Here is a 26750-nt window from a genome sequence, read left to right as displayed (position 1 = left end):
CCCCGCGTGCAATAAATAAATCACCCTGGACGTTTACCACATTATTAAACCAAAAAAAACTTTCGTCCCGGCGCAACGCTGCTTTTTTTTTATATAAAAAAAAAAAAAAAAATATCGCAGCGTGCCGCAGCTCCTACAGGATTTATGCCAGGCTTTTGCTGACCACTTCGTACACGTCACTCGACAGCTGACCCGAAGCGAGAATCCGCTCCAGCTCCGCCTTCATCAGCGCCTGACGTGCGCTGTCGTATTTGCGCCAGCGAGTCAGTGGCGCCAATTGACGCGAAGCGATCTGCGGGTTGAAGCCATTCAACTCGATCACCAGATCCGCCAGGAAGCGATACCCGGAACCATCAGCCGCGTGGAAGTTGATCAGGTTCTGCCCGGCAAACGCGCCGACCAGTGCCCGCACCTTGTTCGGGTTCTTGATGTTGAACGCCGGGTGCTGCATCAGCGCCTTGGTACGCTCCAGCCCGCCCGGCAACGTGCTGCCGGCCTGCACGCTGAACCACTGATCCATGACCAGCGGATTGTCCTTGAAGTGCTCGGCAAAACTCGCCAGCGCCAGTGCCTTCTGTTCTTCGAACGGCGAATTGACCAATACCGCCAGCGCGGTCAGGCGCTCGGTCATGTTGTCGCTGTTTTCGAACTGTTCAAGCGTGGCCGCGAGGACTTCCGGCTTGCCGCTGAGCATCAGGTACGACAGCGCGATGTTTTGCAGCGCACGACGGGCGAAATGCTCGGCCTCGGCCACGTACGGGGTTTTCTTCGACAGGTCACGGTTGGCCTGATAACGCAGCCACAGCGCTTCGAACAGGTTATCCGCCAGTTGCTTGCGAGCAAACTCGCGGGCGATGTGGATCGCTTCAACGTTAGCCACTTCGCTGATTTCGGTCAGGTACGCTTCGCTTGGCAGCGAGAGCATTTCCGCGACCATTGCCTGATCCAGCGTTTCATCGGTCAGCACGGTACGCAATGCCGAAACCAGACGTGGATCGAGCACCAGCGCCTCACCCTTCTGCTGCTGGGCAACCAGCTCTTGCAGCACCTGCACCGACAGTTGCTGACCGGCATCCCAGCGGTTGAAACCGTCGCTGTCGTGCTGCATCAGGAACATCAACTGATCGCGGTTGTACGGGAAGCTCAGTTTCACCGGCGCCGAGAAGCCGCGCAGCAGCGATGGCAGCGGTTGTTCGGCAATGTCGACGAAGGTGAAAGTCTGCTCGGCTTCGGTGACCGAAATCACTCGCGTCATGCCTTGGGCGGACGCCTCACCAGCCAGACGCAGGGCAATCTCGTTGCCTTTACTGTCCAGCAGGCCCAGTTCGACCGGGATCACGAACGGCAGTTTTTCAACCTTGTCCGGGGTTTCCGGGCAGCTTTGGCGGAACGTCAGGCTGTAGGTTTTCGCCGCGGCGTCGTAGGACTCGCTCACCGCCAGACGCGGCGTACCGGCCTGGCTGTACCAGCGCTTGAACTGGGTCAGGTCAACGCCATTGGCATCTTCCATGGCCTTGATGAAATCGTCGCAGGTCACTGCCTGGCCGTCGTGGCGGTCGAAGTACAGATCGCTGCCCTTACGGAAACCTTCGGCGCCGAGCAAGGTGTGGATCATGCCGACCACTTCCGAGCCCTTTTCGTACACGGTCAGGGTGTAGAAGTTGGAAATCTCGATGAAGCTGTCCGGGCGCACGGCGTGAGCCATCGGGCCGGCATCTTCGGCGAACTGGTGGGTTCGCAGATAGGCAACGTCCTGAATGCGCTTGACCGTGGCCGAGTTCATGTCGGCGGAGAAGCCCGAGTCGCGGAACACGGTGAAGCCTTCCTTGAGCGACAACTGGAACCAGTCGCGGCAGGTCACGCGGTTGCCCGACCAGTTGTGGAAGTATTCATGGGCGACGATCGCCTCGACGCGCTGGTGTGCAGCATCGGTGGCGGTTTCGGCGCGGGCCAGCACGGCGCTGGAGTTGAAGATGTTGAGGCCCTTGTTCTCCATCGCACCCATGTTGAAGTCGTTCACGGCGACGATCATGAAGATGTCCAGATCGTACTCGCGACCGTAAACCTCTTCGTCCCAACGCATGGACTTCTTCAGGCTGTTCATCGCGTGCTGGCACTTGTCGATGTTTTCCGGCTCGACATAGATGCGCAGCGCCACGGTGCGCTCGGTCATGGTGGTGAAGGTATCTTCGACGCACCACAGATCACCGGCCACCAGCGCGAACAGATACGCCGGTTTCATGAACGGATCTTCCCAGGTAGCCCAGTGCCGGCCATCTTCGCCAGGACCCGAGGCAATCGGGTTGCCGTTGGACAGCAGCACCGGATAGCTGTGCTGCTCGGCGACCACGGTGGTGGTGAACTTGCTCATCACGTCCGGGCGGTCGAGGTAATAGGTGATCTTGCGGAAACCTTCAGCCTCGCACTGGGTGCAGAACATCGTGCCGGACTTGTACAAGCCCTCCAGCGCGGTGTTGGTTTCCGGGTGGATCTTGACGCTGGTATCGACCGTGAAGGTTTCAGCGGTCGGTTGCAGCGTCAGGTGGTTCTCGGTGATTTGATAGTCGTCGGCGCTCAGTTCCTGGTCAGCCAGGGTCACCGACAACAATTCCAGCTGCTGGCCATCAAGCACCAGCGGCGGCAGGCCCGGGCCACGCGCCGGGTTGCGGCGCATCACCAGTTGCGCGTGAACCAAGCTGTGGTCCTCGAACAACTCGAAGGTCAGGTGTGTTTCGTCGATCAGGTACTCGGGCGCCTGATAGTCCTTCAGGTAAATCATCTTCGGTTGTTCGGTGCGCATGCTGGAGTCCTTATTGATGCACGGCGAGCTGATAAGCCGTGTACTTACGAATGTTGATCACGCCGGTGTCGAAGATCAGGTACTGACCTTTGATCCCCAGCAGCGTGCCTTCGGCAATCGGGTTCTTGTCCAGGTTGAAGCTGACGATTTTGGCCGGGTATTGCTCGACTGGATATCGGATCTCCAGCGGTTCTACATCGGTAATTTTCTGAATTGCCTGTAGGCCGAATCGCTGTTGCAGGGTTTGCAGGCCTTCGCCGCAACTGTCGAACAACTGATCGCGTACTTGCGCCAGATCCACAGACACCGCGTCGCCCTTGAGCAGCGCGCGCCAGTTGGTCTTGTCCGCCACCTGACTGCGGAACAGGTCTTCGACGAAGCCTGACTGCTGGCGCGTCGATACGCGCATGATCGGCAGCGCCTGACTTGCGCCCTGATCGAGCCAGCGTGTCGGCAATTGCGTGGCACGAGTGATGCCGACCTTGACCCCTGACGAATTGGCCAGATAGACCACATGATCGGTCATGCAGAACTGCTCGCCCCACACCGGGTCACGGCAGGTGCCGGCATCGAAATGGCAACGCTCCGGGCTCATGATGCAGAGGTCGCACTGCGCCAGTTTGGTCATGCACGGGTAGCAATAACCCTGACTGAAACTTGTTTTGGTCTTGCGCCCGCAATGGGTGCAGTGAATCGCCCCCAGATATTCCAGACGCAGCGTGGTGCCGATCAACGGATTGACCGGCACCTCGACGTCATCCAGACGAAACGCGTATTGCACGTTCGGCCCGTCCAGGCGCGCCGACATTTTGCTGATTGCACCGCGGCCAATCTCGATCAATGGATGGCATCCGACTTGAACAGGATGTTCGGCACTTCGATCGACTTCGACGCACATTCTTGAGGCCCCATGTAACCGGTGCGCTCTTCTTCGGGCAGATTCTGGATCTCCCAGGCGATCATCGCTTGCAGCGACAGCTCGCGTTGTTCGGCGGTGAGCTTGCCACCGTCCGACCATTTACCGATTTCCACGGCCAGTTTCAGGCTCTCGTAGATATCCGGGGTGATGTTCTTGATCATTTCGTTAAAAGAGGACATCAGGGTCTCCGCGCTCTTTATTCACACAAAAATTTAAACGGCGAGTTTACGGCGGTTATACAAACCACCCAACAAACCGGTGAAGCATCCGATGAGTAACCCGCCGACGTGGGCGGCGTTGGCGATTTCGCCGAAGCCGATCATCGACACCAGGCCGGACAGGCACAGCAATAACCAGACCAGCATCATCACCAGCACGCCACGCGGCAGGCGATAGTCCGGGTTCGGCGCCAGCAACTGGAAGATCCAGCAATGCCCGAGCAAGCCGTAAAGCACGCCGGACAAGCCGCCAAACAGCGTCGCGCCGCTGAAATAATACTGCGCGTAGTTCGACACCAGGCTGAACAACAGCGTCAGTCCGATCAGATTGACGCTGCCCTGACGCGACTCGATGCGCCGCCCCAGTTCCCAGTACCACATGCCGTTCATGGCCAGGTGCAGGATGCCGAAGTGGATCAGCATCGGCGTGAACAACCGCCACCACTGCCCCGCCGCCAGACTGTCGGCCAGCGGCACAAAGTGGATGTACTCACCGACTACGCGGAAGTCGAGAAAGGTCAGCCAGCGCATGGTGTCGAGGTTGTCGCCGAGGAACGTCAGCCCGCCGACCAACAGGCTCAGCAGCAGAATGAACCCGGTGGCCTTGGCGTATTTCAGTTGTTCGACAAAACCCGGGCGCTGAAAGGTTGGCGCCACTGGAATATCCAGTTGCTGCTCGGGATCGCCCGCCGGAAAGCGCTCGTAGAGCGAGCGCACGTCTTCGCTGATCTCCGACGGCGCCCACAGCACTTGCTCGCCGGCCTCTTCACTGACGCGATGCGGCACTTGCATGCGTTGCAGCAGTTTGACGAAACCACTCAGATCGGCCGCCAACGGCAGCCGCAGTACCACGACGGAACTCATTGCAGAACCTCTGGCCGTTCAACATCGACCCAGACAAATTTATGCGGATCGAGGCGGGTTTCCTGATCCAGACGATAGGCGACCAATTTGCCGTAGAGCACCGCGCTGTAATCCAGACACGCGAGGTTCGGGCGGATCGGCGCCGGTTTGCCGCTGCGCCAGTAGTGGCCGACGAACAGCAACGGTTCATCAACGCCGTAGCGCAGCAAAGTATTTTTTTCAGTGGAAGTCAGCGGCGTCTGCGCCACCGGCTCCGGCAGTGCATCGGGCTGGAAGACGATGTCGCCGTAGGTTTTCGGATCGTCTTCCCAGAATTTGGTACGGAAGAACGAACGCACCAGACCGTCGCCGCTGGTCATGGTCAGACCGTCCGGCAGGCGCATGTCGGTGCCGCGCAGCAGGCGATCGAACACCGTGCTGGCGAAACTCTCGGGGACAGCCGAGGCCTGGAGGAAATGCTCGTCGATGCAGCCATTGGGGAACAGCGCCCGCAACGGTTCGATCAGGCCGGCATCCCAGCAGGCATGCACCACGCGGAAACGTCCGGCATCGACAAACAGCGGCAGGTCATAGAACCAGCGCTGGAAATCGTGCCAGTCGGCGGGATGGCCTTCGAACTGGGTCAGGGTTTCCTGCAGCAGACGCGCGTGGCGCGGCGTGTGTTCGCGCACGAACTGCTTGCCGCTGCCCGGTGGCGCCGGCGTGCCCCAGCCCAGTGCGTTGAATTCGTGATTGCCCATGATGCACAACGCCTGACCGGCCTCGACCATGTCGTGGACGATGTGCAGCGCCTCGCGAATTCGCGGGCCACGGTCAATGATGTCGCCGACGAACACGGCCATGCGCGAAGGATGCCGCCAGACGCCGCCCTGCTTGTGATAACCGAGACGGTCAAGCAAGTGTTCCAGCGTGAGTGCGCATCCGTGCACATCACCGATCAGGTCATAACTGCGCGCAGGATCGAGCATCAGTCGCCTCCACCACCCAACTTGCTGCCCCAGCCGAGCTTGGTGCGGCAGACTTCGTAGTAGTTGTGGTCGAGCGGATGAATCAGCCGCAGCTTCTGCGCTTTCTTGCTGACGGTGATGGTGTCACCCGGCGCGCAGGTGAAATGGTTCTGCCCGTCGCAGGAGACCTGCGGGTAGATCTGCATATTCTTCGACACGACGATTTTCAGCTCGCTGTTGCCATCGACCACGATTGGTCTGCTGGACAACATATGGGGATACATCGGCACGATCACAATGGCGTCGAGCTTGGGATGCATGATCGGTCCACCGGCAGACAACGCATACGCGGTGGAACCGGTCGGCGTGGCGACGATCAGGCCGTCGGCCTTCTGGCTGCAAACAAACTGGCCATCGATGTACAGCTCGAATTCGATCATCCGCGTCGATTTGCCGGGGTGCAAAACCACGTCATTCAGCGCGTCGCCCTGGCCAATGGCCTCGGCATGCCGACGGACTTCGGCTTGCAGCAGGAAGCGGTTTTCCACCAGATAATGGCCGTCGAGTACCTTGGCGACTTCGACTTCCAGCTCATCCGGGCGAATGTCAGTGAGGAACCCGAGGCTGCCACGGTTGATGCCGAGCACCGGAATATTGTGTTTTGCCAGCGCACGGGCGGCGCCGAGCAGGCTGCCGTCACCGCCGACGACGATGACCATGTCGCAGACTTCGCCAAGCATCTTGCGCGACGAGGTCTGCAAGCCGTGGCCGGGCAGGACTTCGGCGATGGTGTCTTCGAGGATCACATGCAGGTGACGATCGAGCAGAAACCGTTTCAGTCGGCGGACGGTATCCAGCACCTGCGAACTGCCCAGGCGACCGATGATGCCGATATTACGAAATTGCTCCATGGGACCTCTGCGGACAATCGAAAACGCGAAAAACCCGATTATGGGCGAAAGCGCCAGATAGACAAAATCCTTTCAGCCTCAAGGGTGTGCCCGGGTTTAAGGCTATGCTCGCAAGATGATCCTATTTCCCGATTTGCTCCAGTTGCCCCACCAATTACGCCATCCGGAAGTGCGCGATCTGGCGTGGGTGATCCTCGCCCCGCCAATGTTGGCCACAACCCCGTGGCCGCAGCGCCATCCGCTGGCCGGCAGTGACTGGGTCGGCAATCCCGAGCAGCTGGAAAACTGGCTGCGCCAACTCGACCGCGACAGCTATGGCTTACTGCATTGGCTGTCGCAGGCACGCACCCGGCGCCTTGGCCTGTATTACGAGCGGCTGTGGCAGTTCGCCGTGCAACATGCGCCGGGCATCCAGTTGATCGCCGCCAACCTGCCGATCCGCCGCGAAGGCCACACCCTCGGTGAACTGGACATGCTGCTGCGTGACCGCGATGGCGTGCATCACCTGGAACTGGCGATCAAGCTCTACCTCGGGCCGCAGGACGGTGACGGCAGTGATTCGTCGCAGTGGTTGGGGCCGGGTTGCCATGATCGACTGGATCGCAAACTGGCGCATTTGAGCGAGCATCAACTGCCGATCTCCGCCCGCCCGGAAAGCCGCGAAGCGCTGGCGGCGCTGGATGTCGGGGCGTTCAATGCGCATTTGTGGCTTGGTGGTTATCTGTTGTATCCGTGGCCGGGGCAGTCTGAATCGCCGAACGGCGCACACCCGCAGCATTTGCGCGGCAGTTGGTTGCATCAGAAGGACTGGCAGGCGTTCGTTGCGCAGCGACCGGCCGGACGCTGGCAGCCCCTGCCCCGTCATGCGTGGCTGGCGCCGGCGCATTACCCGGTGGATCAGGTCTGGAGCGAGGAACATTTGCAGATGTGGCTGGACGATCTGCAACCCTTGGCCCCGGCGCAATTGCTGGTGCGCTTGATCGAGAATGCCCGAGGGGATTGGGAAGAGGCTGAGCGGCTGTTTCTGGTATCCGATCTTTGGCCGAATGTCCCCGGCCAAGCCTGAGTTGTGCTTTGTCAGGACCGGCCCAATCGCTAGCAGGCTAGCTCCCACAGGTTTCACGGTGCACGCATAACCTGTGGGAGCTAGCCTGCTAGCGATTGGGGCCGACACAGCTAAAGGGATAACCGCAAAGCCAAAGCCGCCAAGGTCACCAGCAAAACCGGTACAGTCAGCACAATCCCCACTTTGAAGTAATACCCCCAACCAATCCGAATTCCCTTGCGCTCCAGCACATGCAGCCACAACAACGTCGCCAGACTGCCAATCGGCGTGATCTTCGGCCCCAGGTCGCTGCCGATCACGTTGGCGTAGATCATCGCCTCCTTGACCACCCCGCTCGCCTGACTGGCATCAATCGACAGCAACCCGATCAACACCGTGGGCAAGTTGTTCATGATCGACGACAACAGCGCCGTCAGCAGCCCGGTGCCCAGCGCCGCGCCCCACACGCCGTACCCGGCGAACACGTCGAGCCAGCCGGCGAGATACCCGGTCAACCCGGCGTTGCGCAGGCCATAGACCACGAGGTACATGCCCAGCGAGAAAATCACGATCTGCCACGGTGCCTCCTTGAGCACCTTGCGCGTGGATATCTTGTGCCCACGGGCGGCGATGCCCAGCAGCAGCGCTGCGCACACGGCGGAAATCGCGCTGATCGGAATGCCCAGCGGTTCCAGCGCAAAACATCCAGCGAGCAAAATCAGCAGCACCACCCAACCGGCGTAGAACGTGGCTTTGTCGTGGATCGCCGATGCTGGCGGCTCTAGCTGTTCCGGATCGTACGTCTTGGGAATGTCGCGACGAAAAAACCACATCAACACCGCCAGTGTCGCCGCAACGCTGACGAAATTGACCGGCACCATCACCGCCGCGTAGCGGTTGAAGCCGATATGAAAGAAGTCTGCCGAGACAATATTGACCAGATTCGACACCACCAGCGGCAGGCTCGCGGTGTCGGCGATAAACCCCGCGCCCATGACGAACGCCAGTGTCGCGGTCTTCGAAAAGCGCAACGCCAGCAACATCGAGATGACGATGGGCGTGAGAATCAGCGCCGCGCCGTCATTGGCGAACAGCGCCGACACCAGTGCGCCGAGCAACACCATGAAAGCGAACAGCCGACGTCCGCTGCCCCGCCCCCAACGCGCCACATGCAAGGCTGCCCAGGCGAAAAACCCGGCCTCGTCGAGCAACAGGCTGATGATGATCAACGCAACAAAAGTGCCGGTGGCGTTCCAGATGATCTGCCACACCAGCGGAATATCACTGAGGTGAACAACGCCAAAAATCAGCGCCAGTACCGCGCCGAATACCGCACTCCAACCGACCCCGAGGCCTTTGGGTTGCCAGATCACCAAGGTGATGGTCAGCAGAAAAATCAGTGAAGCAGCCAGCATTCGCAACAGCCTTGTTCAATATTTCTGGAAGTGCAGCCTACTTGTGGCGAGGGGATTTATCCCCGTTGGGTTGCGAAGCGACCCCCTGCGATCGATAGTCATACCTAGATCACAGATTTGACGACTGCTGCGCAGCCGAACGGGGATAAATCCCCTCGCCACAGGGTTTAGCAAGTGAAGTTATTTCTTGTGTTGCTCTACAAACTGCCCATACGCATTGATAAAACTTTGCAGAAAAGGTTTCACCGTTTCACTCAACTTGCCTGATTCATCGAATGCCGTGCCCGCGCCGCCCAGATACGCCTCCGGCTGCTGCATGCAAGGCACATTGAGAAACACAAACGACTGGCGCAAATGCTGATTCGCGCCAAAACCACCGATGGCGCCCGGTGAAACGCTGATCACCGCGCCGGGCTTGCCGCCCCACACACTCTTGCCATAAGGCCGTGATCCGACGTCGATGGCGTTCTTCAATGGCGCCGGAACCGAGCGGTTGTACTCAGGGGTCACAAACAGCACCGCGTCGGATGAGCCAACTTCCTGACGGAAAGTGCTGTAGGCTGCGGGCGGTGAATCGCCGTCGATGTCTTCGTTGTACAGTGGCAGATCGCCAATTTCGACAATCTTCAACTTGAGATTCGCTGGTGCCAGCTCTGCCAGCGCCAAGGCGACTTTGCGGTTGATCGAAGCTTTGCGCAAACTACCGACCACTACGGCGACGTTGTAGACATTGCTCATGGAAGACTCTCGACTGTCCGTGGGAAGAGCCAGTAGTTATAGATGATCCGGCGACGGTTCGACCAGAGGACGAGGGAAATTCCCGCGTCTCGATTATTTTTTTCCTGTAGGAAAACTTACGGCGCTTGCTGGCGGTCTACAAAGCCGCAAATCAAGCGTTTTATCTCCAGAGGTTCTAAGCAGATGGCAGCAGTACTCGTCGGTCAGTTCCATGCAAGAGATGCGGAAGGCCGCGTTTATTCCGTGCATGAATTCCAGGAATCCACCCCGTCGGCAGACGGTTCTACTGGCTCGGAGCCTGTCACCACCTACAAACTGGCCATTGGCGATCGCATCAACAAGGTCAGCGACACCGAATTCATGCTGGTTCAATCGGGCATCACCCTGACTCGCGAACCCGAGCCAATGATTGCTTCATAACCGAGCGTTATGAGCAGAAGTCATATGCGCAGACTTGGGGTAGGATTCAGCCACTGACCCCACCTGCTGAACATGGACTTCACGCATGCGTTTACGTCATATCGAAGTGATTCAGGCGCTCTTGCAGACCGGTCACCTGGGCACCGCAGCCGAATGGTTGCAGTTACCGGTGGCCGACGTCGAAGAGCGTTTGCGTGAAGCCGAGAGTCAGTTGGGTTTCATGCTGTTCGCCAGCGTGCGCGGGCGTCTGCAATCGACGCCTGAAGCACGGGCGCTGCAAGTCGAAATCGCTCATGTCTATGAAGCGCTGGAACCCGTACAGCGTCTGGCCAGCAGCCTCAAACAATACCTCGCCCCGCCCCTGCGCATCATCGGCACCCCGCCGCTGGCGCAACAACTGTTGCCACAAAGCCTTGCTGCCCTGCGTCGGCGCCTGCCCGATGCGCCTTGCAGTCTGCTCAGCGCCGCTACTTGCGACATCGTCCGTAGCCTGCTGCTGCGCGAAAGCGATCTGGGCCTGAGCCTGCACGATCCCGAACATCCCGACATTCACTGCCAGCCGCTGGCCCACGGCAAGCTGCAATTGCTCGCGCCTCACGGCTGGCTGCAACCGAAGCAAAAGTACATTTCCGTGGCGGATCTGGCCGGTCAGGCAATGGTCGGCCTCGAAGGCCAGGACCCATTGAGCCCGGTGCTGGAAAACAAACTGCAAGCGTTGCGCCCGGCCCCGAGCATCCAGACCCGGGTGCAAACCCACCAGATGATGCGCAGCATGGTCGAGGCCGGTGAAGGCCTGGCCATCGTCGACCCGTTCACCGCCCTCGGCGCCCGCGCTGCAGGGCTTGATGTGTGTCCGCTGTCGCCCGCCGTGCCGATCAGCCTGTATGCGCTGACCTTCAGGCACGCAACGCCGTCAGCGGCGATTCAGACCCTGCTGGGCATCATCACGGAACAAGCCGAGGCGATGCTGGCGAGTTGACCGGGTTTTCCAGCGGATTATCGAACAGCCGATACCAAAACAACGCCACTTCGGCGGTGTTCGGATCAATCCCGCGATAGCGCAGATGGTCGATGCCGCCAATCAGATAACCACAACGCTCATACAGCCGACAGGCGCCGAGGTTGTTGTTCTGGGTTTCGAGCATGATCCCCGGCAGTTTTTTCTTGCGACTCCAGAACTGCGCGACATCCAGCAACGCCTTGGCCACGCCGTGGCGCCGCGCCGGTGCGTGTACCGCCAGCTCATCGATATGGGCGAAGCCGTTCCAGTTGGTGCTGATCACCAGATGACCGACTGGCTCGTCGTCGAGGTAGGCCATAAAGATCGCGCTGTCAGCCGCATCGCGAAAGCTGCTGAACTCCTCGGGGTCGATACCGTAGCACTTGCGATACGGCACGATGGGCGTCACCGGCCATTGCTCGACCGGCTGACCAATGTGCGCCGTGCCATACGCGGCGACCTCAAAACTGAAATCGCTACCCCAGATATAAGGCGCAAAACCTTCATCGGCGACCCGCACCGACAGCCCTGGGTGTTTTGGATTCATGACCGGTTGCATACTCGGGAAAGTCCTCATTCCTTGACACAATCAACGGTGTATTGCCGTCCATTGCCTTCATCTTCGTGCTGTAGTCCGTGCACATCGGCGACAAAACCGGGAAAGCTGCTATCGAACGTACGGGCGAATTTCAAATAATCGATAATCGAGCGGGTTGATTCAGTGAAGCGCTCACCGGGCATGATCAATGGAATCCCCGGTGGATACGGCACCAGCATCACCGCCGCAATACGTCCCTCAAGCTCATCAATCGGCACCGCCTCGACTTCGCAACGCACCAGATGATCGTATGCGTGCGCAGGTTTCATGGCGATTTCCGGAAGCACGGTGTACATGCGCTTGAGGTGTTTGGCGGTGGCGTTGCTGCGGTAGCAGGCGTGCAGTTGATCGCACAGGTCACGCAGGCCCATACCGCGATAGCGCGACGCGTCCTGCTGCGCGACACATGGCAGGCAGGTCACGAGACTGACGTTGGCGTCGTAACTGCGTTTGAACTCCAACAGCTCCGTGAGCAACGTGCTCCACTTGCCCTTGGTGATGCCCATCGAAAACAGCACCAGAAACGAATACAGGCCCGTCTTCTCGACGACCAGACCGCGCTCCCAGAGAAACTTGCTGACCACCGCCGCTGGAATGCCCTTCTCGCTCAACGCACCACCAGCATTCAGCCCCGGCATCACCAGCGTGACCTTGATCGGATCGAGCAGCACGTAGTCGTCGCTGACTTCACCGAAACCATGCCAGTCGGCATCAGGTTGCAGCAGCCAGTCTTCGGTCTGCACCCGATCGATGCCCTCGACGCCCGGTGGCTGCCAGATCGAAAACCACCAGTCGTCAGCGGCAATGTGCTGGCGCAGATTGGCCAGCGCGCGGCGAAAGCTCAGCGCCTCATCGAAGGTTTCCTGCAACAGCGAACGACCGGCCGGGCCTTCCATCATCGCCGACGCCACGTCCAGCGACGCGATGATGCTGTACTGCGGCGAGGTCGAGATATGCATCATGAACGCTTCATTGAAGCGATCCCGATCCAGTTGCCGTGCGCCGCCGTCCTGTACATGAATCATCGACGCCTGACTGAACGCCGCGAGCAGTTTATGAGTGGAATGGGTGGTGAACACCAACGGGCTGTCGGCACTGCGCGAGGTGGCCATGCCGTAGCGCCCGGCGAAGAACTCGTGAAACGCCGCGTAGGCGTACCACGCTTCGTCGAAATGCAGGACTTCGACGCTGTTGCCGAGGCTCTGCTTGATCAGCTCGGCGTTGTAGCACAGGCCGTCGTAGGTCGAGTTGGTGATCACCGCCAGTTTGACCTTCGGCTCGCGACCCTTGGTCAGCGGACTGGTGTCGATCTTGGCCTTGATCGATTCGCGACTGAACTCGCTCAGCGGGATCGGGCCGATAATCCCCAGTTCGTTGCGTTCGGGACACAGATACAGCGGGATCGCACCGGTCATGATGATCGCGTGCAGTACCGACTTGTGGCAGTTGCGATCAACCAGCACCAGATCATCGCGACCGACCATCGAGTGCCAGACGATCTTGTTGGCGGTCGAGGTGCCATTGATCACGAAAAAGGTGTGATCGGCGCCGAAATTGCGCGCAGCACGCTCTTCGGCTTCGGCGAGCGGGCCGGTGTGATCGAGCAGTGAACCGAGTTCCGGCACCGACACCGACAAGTCCGAACGCAGGGTGTTTTCACCGAAAAACTGGTGAAACGCCTGCCCCACCGGACTCTTGTGATACGCCACGCCGCCGCCATGACCCGGCGTGTGCCACGAATAGTTGGAATCGGCCGTGTGCTGCACCAGCGCCTTGAAAAACGGTGGCAGAAGACCATCGAGATACTTGCGCGCCGCCCGTGCGACTTGTCGCGCCAGGAACGGCACGGTGTCTTCGAACAGATAAAGAATTCCGCGCAACTGATTGAGTTCGGCCATGGCATCGGCCGGAGCATTTTCCAGCGTGACCTGCTCGCCCAAGGCAAAGATCGGTAAATCCGGCGCCCGCACCCGCGCCAGGCCGATCAGTTCGGCCATGTTCTGCAACAGATGCGAGTTGGTGCTGGCGTCCTCGGCGGCAATCAGCATGCACGCCAAGCCATGATGGGTTGAAGCCACCAGTCGCCCTTCGGTGTAGTCAGTGGCCGAAACGATACTGAAACCTTCCTGCTCCAACTCTCGTGCGATGCCACGGATACGATCACCGGCGACCGTGTCGGCCTTGATGTCGCGATGGACGATCAACACCGGAAACTTCAAATCTTTGTACATGGGGCTCAGTGTCCTGAGGCGGCGGATTTCGGTCCGCCAATCAACTCAGGGTAGAGGGTTGCAGCGGATGTGGCGAGGGTGGCCACTTGTCAGTAGTTCCAAAAGCAAAAGATCGCAGCCTTCGGCAGCTCCTACATTGGAATGCGATCCCCTGTAGGAGCTGCCGAAGGCTGCGATCTTTTAAGGTGTTACGCCTGAGCTTCGGCTTCGAGCAACTGCGTCCACAACGCTGGGGCGCCGGCCGACTTGGCGATGATTTCCAGACGCACCTGATGCGCTGCCAGCTCTTCCTCGGTCGCCCGAATAATCCGCGCCGGCACCCGATCAGCCGGCAGACGACGGATTTCCGTGGCCGAGTTGTCTGAGCCATCACCCGAGCCATTACCGTCGGAAGCGTTACCGGCCAGCGACAGACTGGTCTGGCCACCGGTCATGGTCAGGTAGACGTCGGCGAGAATCTCCGAGTCGAGCAATGCGCCGTGCAGTTCACGGCCGGAGTTGTCGACGCCATAACGTTTGCACAACGCATCGAGGCTGTTGCGCTGGCCCGGGTGACGTTCCCGGGCCATCATCAGGGTGTCGAGGATCGAGCAATGCTGCGTGATGTCGGCGCGATCACGCTGGCCTATCAAGGCGAATTCGTTGTTGATGAAGCCAACGTCGAACGCCGCGTTATGGATGATCAGCTGCGCGCCTTTGATGAACTCAAAGAACTCGTCGGCGACTTCATTGAAACGCGGCTTGCCGACCAGGAATTCGTTGGTGATGCCGTGGACGCCGATGGCGCCTTCATCACTCTCGCGATCCGGTTGCAGGTAAACGTGAAAATGCCGGCCCGTCAGGCGCCGACCGATCAGCTCGACACAACCGATTTCGACAATCCGGTGGCCGTCGGTCACCGGCATGCCGGTGGTTTCGGTATCGAGTACAACGGATCTGGTGGCCATCAGTGCTCAGCTCTCAACGGGTCAATCGTGCAAAAGCGGCGATATTAACACGCTCATGGCGCGAGTCGCCCATCGGCGCTTGATCGGCGCTCATGCAGTTTTTAACAATCATTAGCAATCTTCATAAAGTCTGGCGGGAAGCCACTTGTTAGCGTGCGCGGCTTGTTTCCCACGGATAAAAACGCGTCATGAAGACTGCACACGTTTTATTGATTGGCGCCTGCTTGCTGACCACCGAAGCCGGCGCCACCAGTTTTGTCATGAGTACCGACATCACCATGAGCCTGACGCTCAGTTCCAGCAAAGGCACCAGTGGTTCATTCAAGGACGACAAGATCGTGCTGGCCGCGAAGGATGATGCGGCGGCGTTTGTGGCCAGTCACGGGGAAATTCGCGGGGTGCGGATGGAGGCGGCGCTGGTGCGGATTCGCGAGGTATTGAAGGACTCTGCTTTCAGCGATCAGCAATTGGCTGAAGCCATCCTGACCCTGTAAACCCAATCCCTGTAGGAGCTGCGGCACGCTGCGATCTTTTGATTTTGGTTTTTAAAAGATCAAAAGATCGCAGCGTGCCGCAGCTCCTACACAAGCATCAGTCCTGCTTGTAGCCACGGATTTCGTCTACGCCACGGTTGGCGAGCTGGTCAGCCCGCTCGTTACCATGATGTCCAATGTGCCCACGCACCCATTTCCAAGTGACCTTGTGGCGGTTGACCTGTTCGTCCAGCTCTTTCCACAGATCAGCGTTTTTCACCGGCTCTTTCGCGGCAGTCTTCCAGCCGCGCTTCTTCCAGTTGACCATCCACTCGTTGATGCCTTTCATCACGTATTGCGAGTCAGTCACCAGCAGCACTTCGCAAGGTCGCTTGAGGGCTTCGAGGCCACGGATTGCGCCGAGCAGTTCCATGCGGTTGTTGGTGGTATTGGCTTCGCCGCCCCACAATTCCTTTTCGGTGCCCTTGCACACCAGCAACGCGCCCCAGCCGCCCGGGCCGGGATTGCCTTTGCAGGCGCCGTCAGTGAACAGTTCTACGCTATCGACGCTATCAGTCATGCCAGTCAATCCAGAAAAAATGCACGGCCCCGCCGATCACGGATCGACGATGGCCCGGGCCGGGACACGCCCGGCCACACAGAAAAAGAAGGTTTACGGTTCGATGCGGCGTCGGTTGACCTTGGCCATCGGCAGCGGAATCAGCTTGCCCATTGGCTCGCGGCGCTCCTGACGCACGGGACGCAGCCCAACCACAATCTTGCGCGCCACCAATAAATAGAAGCCTCCGCCCGACAGCTGCCAGTCACCGGCCTTGCGTTCCCAGCCGGCCAGACGGGCCTGCCACTTGGGCGACGCGAGCGGCGGACGATAGCATCCGAAGCGGCGTTTCTCCAGCGCGAAGCCCAGCAGATTGAGCCAGTCGGCGACTCGTGACGGCGAGATACAACGGGCCTGACGCATGGCGTCATGGGTGAATACATGACGTAAACCCCAAGTGCTCCACGGATTGATGCCGACGATCAGCAGATGCCCGCCCGGCCGCACACTGCTCGCTGCTTCACGCAGCAAGCCATGGGGCGACAGGCAGAAATCCAGACCATGCTGCAACACCACCACATCGGCGGCATGCTCGCTCAACGGCCAGGCCTGTTCTTCACAGACGATCTCGACACCCGGCAATGGTGCACCGAGGCGCACATTACGCTGCACCTGCGGCGCTGACGGCGGGGTCTGGGCCGACGGGCCGTAATGCACCAGATAGCCGCCAAAGAACCGGCCCAACTCGTCTTCGAGCATGCGCCGTTCTTCGTCCAGCAAAAATTGCCCGATGGGCCCGGACAGCCATTCCCGGGCAGCGCTGATCAACGCCAGCCAGTCGGGGTCGGCCTGAGCGAACGCTTTATCAGTCATCGCATGCATTCTCCAAAGCCTCAGGAACCTCTAAGATGCGCCAATGTTTTCCGCTTGGCGAATCCGAAGATGATACAGATCAGTGCCCTGCCCGCGTTCACCGACAACTACATCTGGTTGTTACAGGATCACCGCACTCAACGCTGCGCCGTAGTCGATCCGGGCGATGCCGCGCCCGTGCAGGCCTGGCTCGATGCGCATCCCGAGTGGACGCTGAGCGATATCCTGATCACCCACCACCATCATGACCATGTCGGCGGCGTTGAAACGCTGAAAAGCCTGATTGGGGCCAAGGTCTATGGCCCGGCCAGCGAAAACATCCCGGGCCGCGACGTGGCGCTCAAGGACAACGACAAGGTCAACGTGCTCGGCTGGGACTTCGACGTCTATGCCGTGCCCGGCCACACCTTGGGCCACATCGCCTACTACCATCACGGCTTGCTGTTTTGTGGCGACACCCTGTTTGCCGCCGGTTGTGGCCGACTGTTCGAAGGCACGCCGCAACAGATGCACGAATCGCTCAGCCGCCTCGCCGCTTTACCCGAGGATACGCTGGTCTACTGCACGCATGAATACACGTTGAGCAACCTGAAATTCGCCGTCGCGGTAGAACCGGGTAACGCCGACATTGCCGCCCGTCTGGAAAAAGCCACCCAGCAACGGGAAAAAGGCGTCATGACGCTGCCCTCGACCCTAGCCCTGGAAAAGCTCACAAATCCCTTTTTACGTACCGGTGAAACATTAGTTACACAAAAAGTGGACGAACGGAATGGCGCTCAAAACCGGGCGCCGAGCGAGGTTTTTGCGGCTCTGCGGGCATGGAAAGATAAGTTCTAAGACGAGCACCGCTTGGTACAAAAATTCTGAAAGGTTGACCTATGGGGGTGCGCTTTCTAGAATCGCCCGACATTTTTGCCCGGAACTTACTTCCAGCCAATGTCGTCATCCATACGTAAGTCCGTCAATTCAGACACGTTGACCCGCCTGGCTCAAGCCATCGCGGTGGCTGTGTCCGCCACGCTGGCGGGCTGTTCCAGCCATGCTCCACAGCCTGAGGCGAGCCATACGCCGAACATCGCTGCGCGAGCCAAGCAGAAACCGATCTGGCTGACTGAAAAAGCGAGCCCGCAGGCACCTCAGGATGTCTGGGAACGCATGCGTCAGGGCTTCCAGCTTCAGGACGGCCTGGGCGTCAACCCGCGCATCGAGCAACAGCGCCTGTGGTTCGCCAGCAATCCATCCTTTCTCGAGAATGCCGGCGAACGTGGCAGCCTCTATATCCATTACATCGTCGAGCGTCTTGAAGAACGCAACATGCCGCTGGAACTGGCGCTGCTGCCAGTGATTGAAAGCGCCTACAACCCAATGGCCTATTCCCGGGCCGACGCAGTGGGTCTGTGGCAATTCATTCCTTCCACCGGGCGTTACTTCAACCTGCGTCAGACCCGTTTCTATGATGGCCGTCGCGATATCACCGCCTCGACCACCGCCGCGATGGACTACCTGACCCGCCTGCACGACATGTTCAACGGCGACTGGCTGCTGGCCCTGGCGGCGTATAACGCCGGTGAAGGCACCGTCAGCCGCGCCATCGAACGTAACGAAAAACTCGGTTTGCCAACGGATTACTGGAACCTGCCATTGCCGGCGGAAACCCAGGCCTACGTGCCGAAGCTGCTGGCCCTGTCGCAAGTGGTGTTGTCGCCTGAAGCTTACGGCGTCAACCTCAACCCGATTGCCAACGAACCGTATTTCCAGGTTGTCGAGATCAACCAGCGCATGGACCTGTCGAAGGTTGCTGCGGTGGCCAACATCGACGAAGACGAGCTGTTCCAGCTCAACCCGGCCTTCAAGCAACGCACCACCATCGACGGCCCTCAGCATCTGCTGGTGCCGACGTCCAAGGCGCAATTGCTGACCGCCAGCCTGCAGACCATGCGTCCTGATGAGCTGATCAGCCCACGCTCGCTGAAACCAGTGTTCGAAGGTGCTGACCCAAGCGAAGTGGCGCAGCTCAAGCGCGCTTACCGTGTAAAACGCGGTGACAACCTCGGCTCCATCGCCAAGGCCAACAAGGTCGAAGTGAAGGATCTGCAGCGCTGGAACAAGATGACCGGCAAAAACCTCAAGGTCGGTCAGACCCTGGTGATGCGCGACACCACCAAACGCAGCCCTGCAAGCAAATCCAACGGTCGGATCAACACCGTGGTTGCGTCCAACAGCAAGGCTGGCGGCAAGGTCGAAAGCAAGAAGCAGCAGACCCAGTACAAGGTCAAGCAAGGCGATTCGCTGTACATGGTTGCCAAACGTTTCAACGTCGAGATGCAACATCTCAAGCGCTGGAACCCGGGCACCGGCAAAGCGCTGAAGCCTGGGCAGATGCTCACGGTTTATCAGCCGCATTGATGAAAGAGCCCCTGAATTTCAGGGGCTTTTTTTCGGCTGGCTAATTCCTGTGGCGAGGGGATTTATCCCCGTTGGGACGCGAAGCGTCCCTTTATGTTCTTCAAAACCAAGGGGACCGCTGCGCAGTCCATCGGGGATAAATCCCCTCGCCACGGAGCAAAGCAGGCAAGCATTGCGCGCTGATTAACCCCGCATTAACCCGCTGTCTTTTTCCTGTCCAGACAAGCTGTTACTGTACGGCCCACAAAGCCCAAGCCGCCTGGATCGGATCTGACTTGAAGCGTCCCCTCCTCCTGTTCCTGATCAGCCTGGCCTTGAGCTCACCCGCAAGCGCGACGATCACCGAAAGCCACGGTTATGCGCAGTTCGGCACGCTCAAGTACCCGGCCAGTTTTACCCACTTCGACTGGGTCAACCCGCAAGCGCCCAAGGGCGGTACGTTGCGGGTGATGGCGTTTGGCACCTTCGATACGCTCAATCCGTACACTTTCAAGGGCACCAGCCCGGTTACCACGCCGAACTTCCTGCAATACGGCATCAACGAGCTGAACGAGCCGCTAATGGTCGGCACCGGCCAGTATTCGCCGTCCGGTGATGAGCCCGCGTCCAGTTATGGCCTGATCGCGCAGTCGGTGGAATACAGCGAAGATCGCAGTTGGGTGGTATTCAATCTGCGTCCGCAGGCACGCTTCCATGACGGCACGCCGATCACCGCCTATGACGTGGCGTTCTCCTATCGTTTGCTGCTCAAGGAAGGCCATCCGCTGTACCGCACCGCCCTTCAGGAAGTGTCGCGGGTCGACATCCTCAACCCGCAGCGCATCCGTTTCGTGCTGAAGCGCTCCGGCAATCCGTTGCTGATCCTGCGCCTGGGTGAGTTGCCGGTGCTGCCGCAGCATTACTGGAAAGGTCGCGACTTCAAGGCGACCACCTTCGAGCCGCCGCTGGGCAGTGGGCCGTACCGCATCACCTCGGTTACGCCGGGACGCCAGTTGATCTTCGAACGCGACAAGGATTACTGGGGCAAGGACCTGCCAGTCAATCGCGGCAAATACAATTTCGATCGCATGGAAGTCGAGTTCTACCGCGACAGCGACGTGGCTTTCGAAGCGTTCAAGGCCGGCGAATTCGATATCTACATTGAGCATCAGGCGAAGAACTGGGCCAACGGCTACAACTTTCCGGCAGTGCGCCGTGGCGACGTGATCAAGGCGCAGATCCAGCACCAGATCCCGACCCAGAGCCAAGGGTTGTTCATGAACACCCGGCGCCCGGCGTTTGCCGACGTGAAAGTGCGCGAAGCCATGGGCCTGATGTTCGACTTCGAGTGGACCAACCGCGCGCTGTTCAGCGACGCCTATAAGCGCACGACCAGTTACTACCCCAACAGCGAATTCTCCGCCAGCGGCCTGCCGGTCGGGCATGAATGGCTGATGCTCAAACCGTACAAGGATCAACTCCCGGCCAGACTGTTCACCGAGCCGTTCACCTTGCCGCAGACCGACGGTCGCGGCATCCCCCGGGAAACCATGCGCAAGGCGCTGGCATTGCTCGCAGAGGCAGGCTGGAAGCTCAACGGCCAGCGCCTGCAAAACGCCGCAGGCCAGCCACTGAGCTTCGAGCTGCTGCTGGTCAATCCGAATCTGGAACGCATCCTCCAGCCCTACATCGAAAGCCTTAACAGCATCGGCATCGACGCGCGGCTGCGCACGGTCGATCGCGCCCAGTACAAACAACGTCTGGATCAGTTCGATTTCGACATGATCCTGATGACGCTCAACCAGAGCCTCAGCCCCGGACTGGAACAATGGCAGTACTTCCACTCCAGTCAGGTCGGGGTCAAGGGCAGCAAGAATTACGCGGGCATCGCCAATCCGGTGGTCGATCACCTGCTCGAACAACTGCTCGCCGCGAAAAACCGCGATGAACAAGTCGCCGCCGGCAAAGCGCTGGACCGGGTGTTGCTGTGGCAGCACTACAGCATTCCCAACTGGTACCTCAATTATCACCGTCTGGCTTACCGCAACCGGTTCGCCTTCGTCAGCACGCCGCCCTACACCCTGGGCCTGAGCGCGTGGTGGCTGAAATCTTCGGAGAAAGGTCAATGAAAGCCATCCGCGCCCTGCTCGTGCAGGCCAGCGGTCTGATGTTCGCCGGGCTGGCCTTTGCCGCCCCGCAACACGCCGTGACCCTGTACAACGAGCCGCCGAAGTACCCGGCCAATTTCAAGTATTTCGATTATGTGAACCCTGATGCACCGAAGGGCGGAGTGTTCCGTCAGGCCGGGTTCGGCGGCTTCGACAGCCTCAACCCGTTCATCAGCAAAGGCGTGCCGGCGGACGACGTCGGGCAGATCTACGACACCCTGACCAAACACGGCCTCGATGAACCCTTCACCGAATATGGCCTGATTGCCGGCAAAATCGAAAAAGCCCCGGACAACTCGTGGGTGCGTTTCTATCTGCGTCCCGAAGCACGTTTCAATGACGGTCACCCGGTGCGCGCCGAAGACGTGGTGTTCAGCTTCCAGACCCTGACCAAGGAAGGCTCGCCGCTGTATCGCGGCTACTACAGCGACGTCGACGAAGCCATCGCCGAAGACCCGCTCACCGTGCTGTTCAAGTTCAAACACAACAACAATCGCGAGCTGCCGCTGATCCTCGGCCAGTTGCCGGTGCTGCCGAAACACTGGTGGGCTGACCGCGACTTCACCAAAGGCAACCTGGAAATCCCGCTGGGCAGCGGCCCCTACAAGGTCACTCAGGTGAAGGCCGGGCGTTCGGTGCGCTACGAGCGCGTCAAGGATTACTGGGGCAAAGACCTGCCGGTCAACCGTGGTTTCAACAACTTCGACGTGATGACCACCGACTACTACCGTGACAACACCGTCGCCCTCGAAGCGCTGAAGGCCGGGCAGTTCGATTACTGGCTGGAAATGACCGCGAAGAACTGGGCCAACGCCTACAACGTTCCGGCGGTCACCGAAGGTCGACTGATCAAGGAATTGATCCCCAACAGCAACCCGACCGGCATGCAGGGCTTCGTCTTCAATCTGCGCCGCCCGGTGTTCCAGGACGTGCGGGTGCGTCAGGCACTCGGCCTGCTGTTCGATTTCGAATGGACCAACAAGCAACTGTTCAACGGCGCTTACGTGCGCACCCGCAGCTATTTCGAGAACTCGGAAATGGCCGCCACCGGCCTGCCTGACGCCGATCAACTGGCGATCCTCGACCCGTTCCGCAGCAAACTGCCGGCGCAGGTTTTCAGCGAAGCGTTCGACAATCAGAAGACCGACGCCAGCGGCATGATCCGCACCCAGCAGCGCGAGGCTTATCAACTGCTGCAAGAGGCCGGCTGGAAGATCGTCGATGACAAAATGGTCGATACCACCGGCAAACCGGTGGTCATTGAATTTCTGCTCGCGCAGACCGAATTCGAACGCGTACTGCTGCCGTTCAAGCGCAATCTGGCTGACCTCGGCATCGATCTGGTGATTCGTCGCGTAGACGTTTCGCAGTACATCAACCGCGTGCGTTCGCGGGACTTCGACATGATCGTCGGCAGCTTCCCGCAGTCCAACTCGCCGGGTAACGAGCAACGTGAGTTCTGGATGAGTGCTGCCGCCGACAAGGCCAGCAGCCGCAACTCCATGGGCCTGAAAGATCCGATCGTCGATCAACTGGTCGAGAACCTGATCAACGCCGATTCGCGCAAGAGTCTGGTGGCCCATGCGCGCGCACTCGACCGCGTGCTGCAATGGGGTTATTACGTGATCCCCAACTGGCACATCAAGACCTGGCGCGTGGCTTACTGGAACCACATCGGCCACCCGAAAGTCTCCCCCAAGTACGACATCGGCATTAACACCTGGTGGATCAAGCCAGATGCGAAGCCGGCGATAGAAGTCGAAACCAAACTGCAAGCCGACCCTGCGGGAACGGAGTAATCAGATGCTGGCGTACATTTTTCGGCGACTGTTGCTGATCATCCCGACCCTGTTCGGCATTTTGCTGATCAACTTCGTGATCATTCAGGCCGCGCCCGGCGGGCCGGTGGAGCAGATGATCGCCAAGCTTGAAGGCTTCGAAGGCGCCACCAGCCGCATTGCCGGCGGCGGTGCCGAAGTGTCGGTGGCCGGTTCCGCCTATCGCGGTGCGCAAGGTCTGGACCCGGCGCTGATCAAGGAAATCGAGCACATGTACGGGTTCGACAAGTCGGCCCCGGAACGTCTGTGGATCATGGTCAAGAACTACGCCACGCTGGACTTCGGCGACAGCTTCTTCCGCGACGCCAAGGTCATCGATCTGATCAAGGAAAAGATGCCGGTGTCGATCTCGCTCGGGCTGTGGAGCACGCTGATCATGTACCTGGTGTCGATCCCGCTGGGGATCGCCAAGGCTACGCGGCATGGCAGCCATTTCGATGTATGGACCAGCTCGGCGATCATCGTCGGTTATGCGATCCCCGCGTTTCTGTTTGCGATTCTGTTGATCGTGGTGTTCGCCGGCGGCAGTTATCTGGACTGGTTTCCGTTGCGCGGGCTGACCTCGAACAACTTCGATGAGCTGAGTTTCGGTGGCAAGATCCTCGACTACTTCTGGCACCTGGCGCTGCCGGTGACCGCGCTGGTGATCGGCAACTTCGCGACCATGACCCTGCTGACCAAAAACAGCTTCCTCGACGAGATAAACAAGCAGTACGTGGTCACCGCCAAGGCCAAGGGCCTGACTCGGCATCGTGTGCTTTACGGCCATGTGTTCCGTAACGCGATGCTGTTGGTGATTGCCGGTTTCCCATCGGCGTTCATCGGGATTTTCTTTACCGGCTCGCTGCTGGTCGAAGTGATTTTCTCCCTCGACGGTCTCGGCCTGATGAGTTTCGAAGCGGCGATCAACCGCGATTACCCGGTGGTGTTCGGCACCCTGTTCATCTTCACCCTGCTGGGGCTGGTGGTGAAACTGATCGGCGACCTCACCTACACCCTGGTCGATCCGCGTATCGACTTCGAAAGCCGGGAGCATTGAGATGAACCTGTCCCCGCTCAATCGACGACGTTTCGAACTGTTCAAGGCCAACAAGCGCGGCTGGTGGTCGCTGTGGCTGTTTCTGATCCTGTTCGGCCTGAGCCTCGGCGCCGAACTGATCGCCAACGACAAACCGCTGGTGGTGCATTACGACAACAGTTGGTATTTCCCGGCAATCAAGCGCTACCCGGAAACCACCTTCGGCGGTGAATTCCCGCTGGAGGCCAACTACAAGAGTCCGTACATCCGCAAACTGCTGGAAGCCAAGGACGCGTGGGTGCTCTGGGCGCCGATTCCCTACAGCTATCAAAGCATCAACTACGACCTGAAAGTCCCGGCCCCGGCCCCGCCCTCGGCGGACAATCTGCTGGGCACCGACGATCAGGGCCGTGATGTGCTGGCGCGGGTGATTTACGGTTTCCGCATTTCGGTGCTATTTGCGCTGACACTGACCGTGGCCAGCTCGATCATCGGCGTGATCGCCGGCGCCCTTCAGGGTTTCTATGGCGGTTGGGTCGATCTGGCCGGCCAGCGCTTTCTGGAGATCTGGTCAGGCTTGCCGGTGTTGTACCTGCTGATCATCCTCGCCAGTTTCGTCCAGCCGAATTTCTGGTGGCTGCTGGGGATCATGCTGCTGTTCTCGTGGATGAGTCTGGTCGACGTGGTGCGCGCCGAGTTCCTCCGTGGGCGCAACCTTGAATACGTGCGCGCGGCGCGGGCGCTGGGCATGCAGAATGGCGCGATCATGTTCCGCCATATCCTGCCCAACGCCATGGTTTCGACCATGACCTTCATGCCGTTCATCCTCACTGGCGCTATCGGCACCCTCACCGCTTTGGACTTCCTCGGTTTCGGCTTGCCGGCCGGCAGTCCGTCGCTGGGTGAACTGGTGGCGCAGGGCAAATCCAACCTGCAAGCGCCGTGGCTGGGCATGAGTGCCTTCGCCGTGTTGGCGCTGATGTTGAGTTTGCTGGTGTTTATCGGCGAGTCCGCTCGCGATGCCTTCGACCCGAGGAAGTGAAATGAATCAGGACAATCTGATCGAAGTGCGCGACCTCGCCGTCGAATTCGGTTTCGGCGAGCGTCTGCACCGGGTCGTTGAAGGCGTGAGCTTCGACATCAAGCGCGGCGAGACGCTGGCGCTGGTCGGCGAAAGCGGCTCAGGCAAATCGGTGACGGCGCACTCGATCCTGCGCTTGCTGCCCTACCCGCTGGCCCGCCATCCGGCCGGCAACATCATGTATTCCGGGCAAAACCTGCTGGGGCTCAGCGAGAAAACCATTCGCCACATCCGTGGCAACCGCATCGCGATGATCTTTCAAGAGCCGATGACCTCGCTCAACCCGCTGCACTCGATCGAGAAGCAGATCAACGAGGTGCTGGGCATTCACAAGGGCCTGACCGGCAAAGTCGCGACCAAGCGCACGCTGGAACTCCTGGAGATGGTCGGCATCCCCGAGCCGCACAAGCGTCTCAAGGCCCTGCCCCACGAATTGTCCGGTGGCCAGCGCCAGCGGGTGATGATCGCCATGGCCCTGGCCAACGAGCCGGAACTGCTGATCGCTGACGAACCGACCACTGCGCTGGACGTGACCGTTCAGCTGAAAATTCTCGATCTGCTCAAGGAATTGCAGGCCCGGTTGGGCATGTCGTTGTTACTGATCAGTCACGATTTGAACCTTGTGCGAAGAATTGCGCACCGCGTATGTGTCATGCAGCGCGGTTGCATCGTCGAACAGGCATCGTGCGAAGAGCTGTTCCGTTCGCCGCAGCATCCGTACACTCGGGAATTGCTCGGCGCGGAGCCCAGCGGAGGCCCGGCGACCAATAAAATCGGGCCGCCGTTGCTTGAGGTCGAGGACTTGAAAGTCTGGTTCCCGATCAAGAAAGGCCTGCTCAAACGCACGGTGGATCACGTCAAGGCAGTGGACGGCATCAATTTCAGCCTGCCTCAGGGTCAGACTCTGGGGATCGTGGGGGAAAGCGGTTCCGGCAAATCCACGCTGGGTCTGGCAATTTTGCGGCTGATCGGCAGCAAAGGCGCGATCCGTTTTGAAGGCAAGCAGCTAGACTGCCTGACGCAGAACGAAGTTCGCCCGTTGCGTCGGGAGATGCAGGTGGTGTTTCAGGACCCGTTTGGCAGCCTGAGCCCACGGATGTGCGTCAGCGACATCGTTGGCGAAGGCCTGCGGATTCACAAGATGGGCACCGCGACCGAACAGGAAGCGGCGATTATTGCAGCATTGAAGGAGGTAGGTCTGGACCCGGAAACCCGGCACCGCTACCCCCACGAATTTTCCGGTGGGCAACGGCAGCGAATCGCCATTGCCCGGGCTTTGGTGCTCAAACCGGCGCTGATCCT

24 protein-coding genes are annotated in these 26750 nt (G+C 59.6%); 11 read left to right on the top strand and 13 right to left on the bottom strand.

Annotated features, from left to right (window positions below; all coding sequences use genetic code 11):
* Positions 1-142: 142 nt before the first annotated feature.
* From pepN to ACIOZM_RS01665, 6 genes are read right to left on the bottom strand one after another with little or no spacing between them, the layout of a single operon-like run.
* Positions 143-2800: an aminopeptidase N gene (pepN, locus tag ACIOZM_RS01690; RefSeq protein ID WP_401208767.1), complete on the bottom strand. Its 2658-nt coding sequence runs from the start codon at positions 2798-2800 to the stop codon at positions 143-145.
* 10 nt (positions 2801-2810) lie between these two features.
* Positions 2811-3641, bottom strand: a complete 831-nt coding sequence (locus tag ACIOZM_RS01685; RefSeq protein ID WP_401208764.1) for a DUF2797 domain-containing protein — start codon at positions 3639-3641, stop codon at positions 2811-2813.
* Positions 3638-3898, bottom strand: coding sequence for a YeaC family protein (locus tag ACIOZM_RS01680; RefSeq protein ID WP_401208761.1), 261 nt, complete (start codon positions 3896-3898; stop codon positions 3638-3640). Before ACIOZM_RS01680 ends, ACIOZM_RS01685 begins: the two co-directional genes overlap by 4 nt.
* A gap of 33 nt (positions 3899-3931) precedes the next feature.
* Positions 3932-4801, bottom strand: coding sequence for a rhomboid family intramembrane serine protease (locus tag ACIOZM_RS01675; RefSeq protein WP_401208758.1), 870 nt, complete (start codon positions 4799-4801; stop codon positions 3932-3934).
* On the bottom strand, positions 4798-5769 hold the full coding sequence (locus ACIOZM_RS01670; RefSeq protein WP_401208755.1) for a metallophosphoesterase: 972 nt from the start codon (positions 5767-5769) through the stop codon (positions 4798-4800). The genes ACIOZM_RS01675 and ACIOZM_RS01670 overlap by 4 nt, the downstream gene beginning before the upstream one ends.
* On the bottom strand, positions 5769-6659 hold the full coding sequence (locus ACIOZM_RS01665) for an NAD(+) kinase (RefSeq protein WP_003224174.1): 891 nt from the start codon (positions 6657-6659) through the stop codon (positions 5769-5771). The genes ACIOZM_RS01670 and ACIOZM_RS01665 overlap by 1 nt, the downstream gene beginning before the upstream one ends.
* 115 nt (positions 6660-6774) lie before the next feature.
* Between ACIOZM_RS01665 and ACIOZM_RS01660 the strand changes: the two genes are divergently transcribed.
* Complete coding sequence (locus ACIOZM_RS01660; RefSeq protein WP_401208752.1) at positions 6775-7725, top strand: DUF1853 family protein; 951 nt, start codon at positions 6775-6777, stop codon at positions 7723-7725.
* 110 nt (positions 7726-7835) lie between these two features.
* Here the strand turns inward: ACIOZM_RS01660 and ACIOZM_RS01655 are convergent, their stop codons facing one another.
* Entirely contained in the window at positions 7836-9119 is a 1284-nt protein-coding gene (locus ACIOZM_RS01655; protein ID WP_401208749.1) for an arsenic transporter, read from the bottom strand.
* A gap of 180 nt (positions 9120-9299) precedes the next feature.
* A complete protein-coding gene (locus ACIOZM_RS01650) occupies positions 9300-9857 on the bottom strand; it encodes an NADPH-dependent FMN reductase (RefSeq protein ID WP_401208746.1) in 558 nt (185 codons plus the stop codon).
* Between the two features lie 183 nt (positions 9858-10040).
* On the opposite strand from ACIOZM_RS01650, the gene ACIOZM_RS01645 reads away from it, so the two are divergent.
* Together ACIOZM_RS01645 and ACIOZM_RS01640 are read left to right on the top strand one after the other, a co-directional pair.
* The gene (locus ACIOZM_RS01645; protein ID WP_401208743.1) at positions 10041-10277 is read left to right on the top strand and encodes a hypothetical protein; all 237 of its coding nucleotides are present in this window, start codon (positions 10041-10043) and stop codon (positions 10275-10277) included.
* An 85-nt stretch (positions 10278-10362) separates the two neighbouring features.
* The gene (locus tag ACIOZM_RS01640) at positions 10363-11256 is read left to right on the top strand and encodes a LysR substrate-binding domain-containing protein (protein ID WP_401208741.1); all 894 of its coding nucleotides are present in this window, start codon (positions 10363-10365) and stop codon (positions 11254-11256) included.
* Here ACIOZM_RS01640 and ACIOZM_RS01635 read toward each other — a convergent pair.
* The 3 genes from ACIOZM_RS01635 to dnaQ all read right to left on the bottom strand — a co-directional run bounded on the left by ACIOZM_RS01635 (position 11222) and on the right by dnaQ (position 15053).
* A complete protein-coding gene (locus tag ACIOZM_RS01635) occupies positions 11222-11836 on the bottom strand; it encodes a GNAT family N-acetyltransferase (protein ID WP_401208739.1) in 615 nt (204 codons plus the stop codon). The two genes, ACIOZM_RS01640 and ACIOZM_RS01635, sit on opposite strands and share 35 nt — an antisense overlap.
* Before the next feature lie 14 nt (positions 11837-11850).
* Positions 11851-14106, bottom strand: a complete 2256-nt coding sequence (locus tag ACIOZM_RS01630) for an Orn/Lys/Arg decarboxylase N-terminal domain-containing protein (protein ID WP_401208736.1) — start codon at positions 14104-14106, stop codon at positions 11851-11853.
* 188 nt (positions 14107-14294) lie between these two features.
* The gene (gene dnaQ, locus ACIOZM_RS01625; protein WP_401208733.1) at positions 14295-15053 is read right to left on the bottom strand and encodes a DNA polymerase III subunit epsilon; all 759 of its coding nucleotides are present in this window, start codon (positions 15051-15053) and stop codon (positions 14295-14297) included.
* 188 nt (positions 15054-15241) lie between these two features.
* Between dnaQ and ACIOZM_RS01620 the strand changes: the two genes are divergently transcribed.
* Positions 15242-15547, top strand: a complete 306-nt coding sequence (locus ACIOZM_RS01620) for a DUF2388 domain-containing protein (RefSeq protein ID WP_401208730.1) — start codon at positions 15242-15244, stop codon at positions 15545-15547.
* A 97-nt stretch (positions 15548-15644) separates the two neighbouring features.
* Here ACIOZM_RS01620 and rnhA read toward each other — a convergent pair whose 3' ends face one another.
* Together rnhA and ACIOZM_RS01610 are read right to left on the bottom strand one after the other, a co-directional pair.
* A complete protein-coding gene (gene rnhA / locus ACIOZM_RS01615; protein WP_401208727.1) occupies positions 15645-16106 on the bottom strand; it encodes a ribonuclease HI in 462 nt (153 codons plus the stop codon).
* Between the two features lie 93 nt (positions 16107-16199).
* Entirely contained in the window at positions 16200-16958 is a 759-nt protein-coding gene (locus ACIOZM_RS01610; RefSeq protein ID WP_401208724.1) for a methyltransferase domain-containing protein, read from the bottom strand.
* Between the two features lie 69 nt (positions 16959-17027).
* On the opposite strand from ACIOZM_RS01610, the gene gloB reads away from it, so the two are divergent.
* The 7 genes from gloB to ACIOZM_RS01575 form a co-directional block, all read left to right on the top strand.
* Positions 17028-17795, top strand: coding sequence for a hydroxyacylglutathione hydrolase (gene gloB / locus ACIOZM_RS01605; RefSeq protein ID WP_401208721.1), 768 nt, complete (start codon positions 17028-17030; stop codon positions 17793-17795).
* Positions 17796-17894: 99 nt separating this feature from the next.
* On the top strand, positions 17895-19364 hold the full coding sequence (locus ACIOZM_RS01600; RefSeq protein WP_401208719.1) for a transglycosylase SLT domain-containing protein: 1470 nt from the start codon (positions 17895-17897) through the stop codon (positions 19362-19364).
* Positions 19365-19639: 275 nt separating this feature from the next.
* Positions 19640-21472 (top strand): extracellular solute-binding protein, encoded by a 1833-nt coding sequence (locus ACIOZM_RS01595; RefSeq protein WP_401208716.1) that lies wholly within the window; start codon positions 19640-19642, stop codon positions 21470-21472.
* On the top strand, positions 21469-23310 hold the full coding sequence (locus ACIOZM_RS01590) for an extracellular solute-binding protein (RefSeq protein ID WP_401208713.1): 1842 nt from the start codon (positions 21469-21471) through the stop codon (positions 23308-23310). Before ACIOZM_RS01595 ends, ACIOZM_RS01590 begins: the two co-directional genes overlap by 4 nt.
* Positions 23311-23314: 4 nt before the next feature.
* Positions 23315-24388, top strand: a complete 1074-nt coding sequence (locus ACIOZM_RS01585; protein ID WP_401208711.1) for a microcin C ABC transporter permease YejB — start codon at positions 23315-23317, stop codon at positions 24386-24388.
* A gap of 1 nt (position 24389) precedes the next feature.
* Positions 24390-25409, top strand: coding sequence for an ABC transporter permease (locus ACIOZM_RS01580; RefSeq protein WP_401208709.1), 1020 nt, complete (start codon positions 24390-24392; stop codon positions 25407-25409).
* Position 25410: 1 nt separating this feature from the next.
* Positions 25411-26750, top strand: a 1340-nt coding sequence (locus tag ACIOZM_RS01575) for an ABC transporter ATP-binding protein (RefSeq protein ID WP_401208706.1), incomplete at its 3' end; no start/stop codon positions are given.

Origin of the sequence: Pseudomonas sp. NPDC087346, from assembly GCF_044744235.1 — a bacterium.
Classification (GTDB): Bacteria; Pseudomonadota; Gammaproteobacteria; order Pseudomonadales; family Pseudomonadaceae; genus Aquipseudomonas.
The sequence above is the reverse complement of the archived record's forward strand: the minus strand, read 5'-3'. Positions and strand labels throughout refer to the sequence as shown.